General features: G+C 64.7%; 8 protein-coding genes and 1 pseudogene. 3 read left to right on the forward strand and 6 right to left on the reverse strand.

All coding sequences use genetic code 11. The annotated features are described in order from the left end of the window. The first annotated feature begins 58 nt into the window (after window positions 1-58). Window positions 59-721, forward strand: a complete 663-nt coding sequence (locus MOV74_RS26830; protein ID WP_246929495.1) for a response regulator transcription factor — start codon at window positions 59-61, stop codon at window positions 719-721. Window positions 722-725: 4 nt separating this feature from the next. On the opposite strand, the gene MOV74_RS26835 is transcribed toward MOV74_RS26830, so the two are convergent. Next, entirely contained in the window at window positions 726-1,568 is an 843-nt protein-coding gene (locus tag MOV74_RS26835; RefSeq protein ID WP_246929497.1) for a hypothetical protein, read from the reverse strand. Window positions 1,569-1,716: 148 nt separating this feature from the next. On the opposite strand from MOV74_RS26835, the pseudogene MOV74_RS26840 reads away from it, so the two are divergent. After that, window positions 1,717-2,031 (forward strand): annotated as a pseudogene (locus tag MOV74_RS26840) (ABC transporter substrate-binding protein); the annotation flags it as partial. A gap of 30 nt (window positions 2,032-2,061) precedes the next feature. Here the strand turns inward: MOV74_RS26840 and MOV74_RS26845 are convergent. The 3 genes from MOV74_RS26845 to MOV74_RS26855 form a co-directional block, all read right to left on the reverse strand. Next, a complete protein-coding gene (locus MOV74_RS26845; protein WP_246929498.1) occupies window positions 2,062-2,328 on the reverse strand; it encodes a hypothetical protein in 267 nt (88 codons plus the stop codon). A gap of 742 nt (window positions 2,329-3,070) precedes the next feature. After that, complete coding sequence (locus MOV74_RS26850; protein WP_246929500.1) at window positions 3,071-3,562, reverse strand: SRPBCC family protein; 492 nt, start codon at window positions 3,560-3,562, stop codon at window positions 3,071-3,073. Next, window positions 3,562-3,951, reverse strand: a complete 390-nt coding sequence (locus tag MOV74_RS26855) for a helix-turn-helix transcriptional regulator (RefSeq protein WP_246929501.1) — start codon at window positions 3,949-3,951, stop codon at window positions 3,562-3,564. The genes MOV74_RS26850 and MOV74_RS26855 overlap by 1 nt, the downstream gene beginning before the upstream one ends. Before the next feature lie 377 nt (window positions 3,952-4,328). Between MOV74_RS26855 and MOV74_RS26860 the strand changes: the two genes are divergently transcribed. After that, the gene (locus MOV74_RS26860) at window positions 4,329-5,390 is read left to right on the forward strand and encodes a serine hydrolase (RefSeq protein ID WP_246929505.1); all 1,062 of its coding nucleotides are present in this window, start codon (window positions 4,329-4,331) and stop codon (window positions 5,388-5,390) included. A gap of 63 nt (window positions 5,391-5,453) precedes the next feature. On the opposite strand, the gene MOV74_RS26865 is transcribed toward MOV74_RS26860, so the two are convergent. Together MOV74_RS26865 and MOV74_RS26870 are read right to left on the reverse strand one after the other, a co-directional pair. Further along, entirely contained in the window at window positions 5,454-6,278 is an 825-nt protein-coding gene (locus tag MOV74_RS26865) for an outer membrane protein (RefSeq protein WP_246929502.1), read from the reverse strand. A gap of 271 nt (window positions 6,279-6,549) precedes the next feature. Next, a partial coding sequence (locus tag MOV74_RS26870; RefSeq protein WP_246929504.1) for an SDR family oxidoreductase occupies window positions 6,550-7,178 on the reverse strand: 629 nt, incomplete at its 5' end.

Genomic DNA, 7,178 nt, shown 5'->3' on the forward strand with positions numbered 1-7,178 from the left:
CGCTGCGCGTCGTCATTCCGCTCGCCGCCGCCGACCGGCAGGCGCTGGAGCATGCGGCATGAGCGCGGCCGACGCGTCCATCCTGCTGGTCGACGACCATTCCGTCGTCCGCGAAGGCTATCGCTCCGTGCTGCAGAAGCAGCCGGGCCTGCGCGTCATCGCTGAAGCGGCCGACGGCGCGGAAGCCTATCGTCTGTACAAATCCGAGGCGCCCGATCTCGTCATCATGGACCTCAGCATGCCCGGCATCGGCGGCATCGAGACCGTCAGGCGGATCAGGCAGTGGGACAAGGGCGCAAAGATTCTCATCTTCACCATGCACCAGAATGCGGGCTTCGCCGTGCAGGCGATCCGCGCCGGCGCCAGGGGTTACGTCACCAAGACCAGCCCGCCCGAGACGCTGGTGCGCGCCGTGATGGACGTGCTCGCCGGCAAGATCGCGATCAGCCCCGACATCGACCACGAGCTGGCATTGAGCCGGCTCGGCGGCGAAAGCTCGGCTGCCGACGTCCTCACCGCGCGCGAGTTCGAGGTGCTGCGGCTGCTGCTCGCGGAGAAGACGACCGACGAGATCGCAGAGACGCTCCATGTCAGCCCGAAGACGGTGGCGAACCTGCATTCCCTGATCAAGGACAAGCTCGGCGTCGGCTCCGACATCGAGCTGGTCCGCCTGGCGCTCCGCCAGGGACTGTTGACGCAGCTCGATCTCGGCGAGGCCTGATCGCTCAGGCCAGATAACGCGTGAGATAGCCATCCATCGCATAGAGCGCGCAGAGCGCGAGGCTCGACCACACCGCGGCGCTGAAATACAGGAACATCCAGGTCAGCTCGCCCTTCCAATGCGCGATGTCGTGGGTCACCACCCAGCGCGTCGAGACGTCGTGCAGGCCTTCGAGGAAGCCGAGAAACCTATTGCCCTCGGCGTGCCCTGCCCGCCAGCGGCTGAGATACATCGGCACGTCGACGGTGACGAGGAAGGCGAGGAAGCAGGCGATGCCGACGATGCCGGCGGTCAGCGCCCAGCGCACGGGGCCCTGGAATTCCGGCATCAGGCGGCACAGTGCGATCCCGGCCAGGAAGAAGGTCACCGCCCAGAGCGAGTTCTCGATCGCATTGTAGAGGAAGTTGGTGGTCACGACCGCGTACCAGGAGAAGCACTCCGCGATGATGATGATGGGCACGATCACGAGCGCGATGTTCACGGCCGTCTCGGCGCCCGTCATCTTGCCGAGCTGATGCAGGATGATGGCCCATTGCGCGACGAAGCAGAGCTCGGCCACGGTCGCGACCGTTCGGCCGACGACGACGCTCGACAGCCAGGTGTCGAACAGGCAGATGCGCTGCACGTCGGCGCGCGGCAGGATCGAGCGGAACGCGCAGCCGAACACATAGCCGGCGCACAATAGGAACATCAGCCCGATGTCCGAGCCGCCACCGAGGCTGCCCGAAGGCGTCGGGTAGAACTCGCGGTACAGCATGAACCAGACGAGGATGTTGGCGCCGCTCACGAGCGTGAGGGATCCCCACCACCACGCGAGGGGATTCGACCGCGCCTGCCACTGCAACATGAACCGCTCCAAGAATTATCGATCTGACATGCCGACGTAATAATCCTGTCACAGCACGGCATGCAATCACACAAAAATCTGTGTGTTCGGGTCGGTGGAGCCCGTGCTTCAGCGAAACCTCGGCGCAACCATATTGTCCACATAGCGGAAGCGCTATCTCGCCTTCATGGCCAAATACTATCCCGAGGGTGACAAGGATTCGAACCTGAACGTCTACGGTTACATCACCGCGCAGCTGCTGGCTCAGGTGCTGAAGCAATGCGGCGACGATCTCACCCGCGACAACGTAATGCGGCAGGCGGCCAATCTGAGGAACGTCGAGCTCGACCTGGCGCTGCCGGGCGTCTCTGTCACGACTTCGCCGACCGACTATCGCGTCAACAAGCAGTTCCAGATGGTGCAGTTCGACGGCCAGCGCTGGCGGAAGCTTGGCGACATCGTGACGGACGAGGCCAGGGAATGAGGCGGCGCGAGGCGGGTTCGCGTGCGGCGCTCAACGCCCTTCCGCACGACGGCCGCCGCTGCGGATGACGTCGTCGCTCTCCGCGACGTGGCGCTGATATAGGGAGATGGCGCGATTGGCCATGCGGATCCGGTTCGTCTCTCCCTGCTCGACCATCACGGTGATCTGCTGCGCCAGGAACACGCAGGCGTGGAATTCGTCACGGATGCCGCCGGTGCGGGCGAGAAAGTCCCAGGCGATCTCGTAAGCCTGCTCCGCGGCGGGATTGCGATAGTCGCTGAAGATAATGTGCGTCATCACTGGCAAAGCCGGAGCACGACGATCGTTCCTACCGGGCGGGCACGGCCGAACCGACGGCGTGAAACACCACCGCCCGCCCTGGCGTGCCAGTTGTTCGATCCTGGCGAAGAACGCGAATAATTACGCCGCCTGGCGCTGATGCGACAGAAACTCCATCGTCACCTTTCCGACATTGGTCGGTCCAGGCGGCCATGCGTTGCTCTTCCTTCAACGATGTCTCCGGCAGTGCCTTGGTCTCCGGTACCGATCCCGAACGATGTTCCGGACTTGAGACCCGAAACTAACCTGCGATAGCGCCGCCAAGCACCTTCGGCGACACAGCCCCTCCACATCAACGCGAGCAGGAACGGTTGGCGGCGGGCGTGATTGGTCCAACATGAACATCGAGGAGAAACAACATCCGTAAGACAATTCTGACGATCTTCACGGCCGCGATGCTGGCCGGTGCTTCGGTCGGCGCAGCGATCGCACAAGGCGCAGGCGCCGGTGCGGGCGGTAGCGGTGCTAGCTCAGGAAGCGCCGGAGACGGCTCCGGCTCCGGCAGTGGCGGAATCACACATACGGAACGCGGCGGACAAGGCGCTTCCAGCGCTCCAGGCATGCTCAACGAGACCACTCCGCGGTCCAACGGCACCACACCCCGGCGTTAATTGCGCCGTCGATCGCGCTTCGGCAATCGAACCTTGACGGTGCGCGCGTGAACGGTCCCGGCTTGTCATCAGCCGGGACCGCATTGTCCTCACCGCTTCATGCCCGCCACATACGCTGCAAGCTTGTCCAGCGTCTGGTAGCCGTATTCGACTGCGCCGAAACCGATCATGCCGTCACGCTGCTCGGCGCTCGAGGCCAGCTGGCGCATCATCAGCACGGTCTTGCCGTTGCTCTGCTCGGCAAAGGTGACGGTGAAGCGGAACATGCCGGGGTCCTCGTCCTGGTCGAGACCGTGATCCATCTCCATCAGGTGCGGCCGCTCGATGCGGCGGAAGCGCATGCGGTTTGGATAGACCGTGCCGTCGGGGCCGATCATGTTGAAGCGCCAGACGCCGCCGACCCGCACGTCGATCTCGAAGGTCTCGACCTTGAACCCCTTCGGCCCGAACCATTGCGGCAGATGTTTCGGGTCGGACCACGCCTCGAACACCAGATCGCGCGGCGCGTCGATCACGCGCGACATCACGATCTCGCGGTCGAGCGACCATTGCGACAGAGCGGGATTGGCAGAATTCGTCATCACTCAGAACCTTTCTTCTTGGTTGTGCGGGACGGCCGCTTGGCGGCCGCCCTCTCCTTCTCTTTCTTGAGCTTCATCACGTAGGCTTCGAACCGGTCGAGCCGCGCCTCCCAGATCGCGCGCTGCCGCTGGAACCAGTCCTCCGCACCGAGGAGCGCATCCGGGCTGAGGCGGCAAGTGCGCACGCGGCCGGATTTCTCCGACAGAACCAGCCCGCTCGTCTCCAGCACATGGATGTGCTTCATGAAGCTCGGCAGCGCCATGTCGAAGGGATCGGCGAGCTCGCCGACCGACGCCTCCCCCGCGCAGAGCCGCATCACGATCGCCCGCCGCGTGGGATCGGCGAGCGCCGAGAAGACCTGGTCGAGGGGAGATAATTGGTTAGCCATGAAGCTAACTATAGAGCCACCACGATCCGGCGTCAATGATTGTTAGCCACTTAGCTAAGTTTAGATTGTCGCTTCGCAGCCTGGATGGAGCGAAGCACGATCCGGGACCTTCGTGCTCGGAGCAAAGAATCCGGATTACGCTCGCTCCATCCGGGCTACGAACCGCGATCCGTCATACGGAACCGACAACGCGCAATCGTGAATTGGGACGCCCGCCTCTTCACGCTAAGAAGGCGCCGGGGGCGCATCACACATGCGTCAGAGCCGTGCCGACCGTTGTCACTTCATCGCACTTCACCCGGCGCGCGCTCTCCCGGGCAGCGCTCATTCCACTTGCCATCGCGCTTCGCCCGCGCCGCGCCTCGGCGGATTCCGACATGATCGCGCAGATGCGCGACATCGTTGCGAACGAGCTGGCGCCGACCGCAACGCCGGACCATGCGGGCGGCCTCGCCGCCGCGCTCTATGCCGGGCGCCATGTCGAGTTCTTCAGCTATGGTCTTGCCGACGATGTCACGAAGCGGCCGGTGACGCCGGACACGCTGTTCAACCTCGCGTCCTTGCGAAAACCGTTCGAGGCGGCTCTCGTCGCGCTCGGCGTGCTGCGCGGCGAGCTGCGGCTCGACGACCGCCTGCCGAAATACCTGCCCGAGCTGGACGGCACCTATATCCGCAACGTTACCGTTGGCCAGCTGGTCACGCATAGCTCGGGGCTGTTGCTGCCGACCGACCATCCGCCCTGGCCGAACGAGCAGTACACGCGCGAGCGGTTCATCGCCATGCTGAACGCCTTCGCGCCGGCGTCCGGCATCGCGCCGGGCCGGCAGCGCATCTACACCCATGCCGGCTACGTGGTGCTTCAGCTCGTGCTCGAGCGCTGCTACGGCAAGCCGATCCACGCGCTGATCCAGCACCGCATTCTCCGGCCCCTCGCCATGGAAGCCACCTTCATCCCCGAGCGCGGCGCAGACAACCGCGCCGTGATGGACGAGGCCTGGATGGAGCGCGTGGTCCAGGGCTATTCCGACCAGGGCGCGGCGATCGGCCCAATCGGCAGCCAGCAGAGCTATTTCGACTTTCCCGGCACGGGACAGATGTTCTCCTCCGCCCGGGATCTAGCCGCTTTCGCAGCGGCCTGCGTCGACGGCCGGGCGATCGATCCGCATTTGCGCGAGGCGCTGCGGATGACGCAGCGTGAGGTCGTCCGCGTCGACGAGAAATTCGGACAGGCCATGGCCTGGGAAACCGTGCATCTCCCTGATGCCACCGTCATCGACAAGCCGGGCGGCCTCAACAACGCCTCGGGCTATATCGGCCTGGTGCCGTCGCGGCGGATCGCCATCGTCATGCTCGCCAATCGCGGCGAGTATCCGCACGAGATCGCCCGCTACAAGATATTGCCGGCACTGGCGCGGCTGCTGGCATCGCACGCCGGCTGAGTTTCAAAACAGAAAGCCCCGGCCGAGCCGGGGCTTTCCACACCAGGCTGGGACCGGGATAGATCAATACCTGGCGACGACGGGTCCGCCGAACTTGTAGTTCACACCGACGCGCACGATGTTCGACTTGAGATCGACCGAGTGGGTGAAGGTCTGGGCCGGCAACGCCACGCCGACGTTGAAATTGTTGCTGGTCATGCTGCTGCGACCGAGATCGACATAGAGATATTCGGCCTTCAACGACCAGCCGTTGCCAACGGCGTATTCACCGCCGAGGCCTGCCGTCCAGCCGACGCGGGTGTCGCGGATCGCTCCGGACTCGGTCGCCCCTGCAAAGGTGTCCGTGAAGCTGAAATTGCCCTTCACCTCGGCGATGGCGGCACCGCCGGTGGCGTAGATCAGCCAGCTCGGTGTCGCGAGGAAGCCGATGCGGCCGCGAATGGTGGCGAGCCAATCGGCCGAGACCGAGGAATTGACGGTGAAGGTGGTCGGCGCGCAGCAGGGATACAATGCCGTGCTGCTCGCGCTGCCCTTGAAACCGAAATAGTTGATGTCGCCCTCTAGGCCGAGCACGGCGTTGTTGACCTGCCAGTTGTAGCCGGCGGTGAAGCCGCCGGTCACGCCGGAGCTGTTGATGTGCTGGGCGCCGACCGACCCGATGGCGGTCACGCTCGAATCCGCGAAATAGGCGGCCACCGGAAACAGCGTGGTAGTGGCCGGGTTCGCGCTGCCCCACTGCCCGCCGACATTGCCGCCGACGTAAAAGCCGGTCCAGTTATAGGCCGGCGCCATCACCGGGGCCTTGGTGTAATGCGCCGCGAGGTCGGCCGCCTGAACGGATGCGGTCCCCAAGACAACCGAAGCGATCGCCAGCAAAAACTTGTTCATTCCAGTCTCCTTGCCCCACGCGATTGACCTCGCGTTTCGAATCCGCGCGGGTAAACGGCAACCGGCGCAGTGAGGGCATAGGGCGTGCGCCGCTGCTCGTCTTGGGCTGCGGCGAAGTTCATAAGGACTGTGACGTAGTGTGAGCCTCAGATCGTGCGAACGGATGACGGGTGTGGCCGGAGAGCCACGCATCAACCACCACCGGCGACGCGCAGCGCACGCCCGTGTCGCATCAAGACAAGACCGCCAGGGAGCGATTCGGCTCTGGGCCTCAGACCGAGCGCGTCAGCCCGCCGTCGACGCGGATGTTCTGGCCGGTGATGTAAGCCGCGCCGTCGGACGCCAGGAACGAGATCGTCGCCGCGATCTCCTCGACCGTGCCGTAGCGCTTCATCGGCACGGTGTCGCGGCGCGCATCCTGCTGCGGCAGGCTGTCGATCCAGCCCGGCAGAACGTTGTTCATGCGGATGTTGTCGGCCGCATGGGTGTCGGTGAAGATCTTGGTGAAGGCGGCAAGGCCCGCGCGGAACACCGCCGAGGTCGGGAACATCGCGCTGGGCTCGAACGCCCAGGCAGTCGAGATGTTGATGATGGCGCCACCCTTTTGTGCCTGCATGATCGGCGTCACCAGCCGCGTCGGACGGATCACGTTCAGCAGATACGTGTCGAGGCCGGTGTGCCACTGCTCGTCGGTGATCTCGGTGATCGGCGCGCGCGGCCCGTGACCGGCGCTGTTGACGAGCACGTCGATCCGTCCCCACTTCGCGATAGTGCCGTCGACGAGACGCTTCAGGTCGTCGTTCTCCTTGTTCGAGCCGGTGACGCCGAGCCCGCCAAGCTCGGCGGCCAACGCCTCGCCCTTGCCGGAGGACGACAGGATCGCGACGCGAAACCCGTCCG

This window comes from Bradyrhizobium sp. SHOUNA76 (assembly GCF_023006445.1).
Taxonomy (GTDB): Bacteria; Pseudomonadota; Alphaproteobacteria; order Rhizobiales; family Xanthobacteraceae; genus Bradyrhizobium.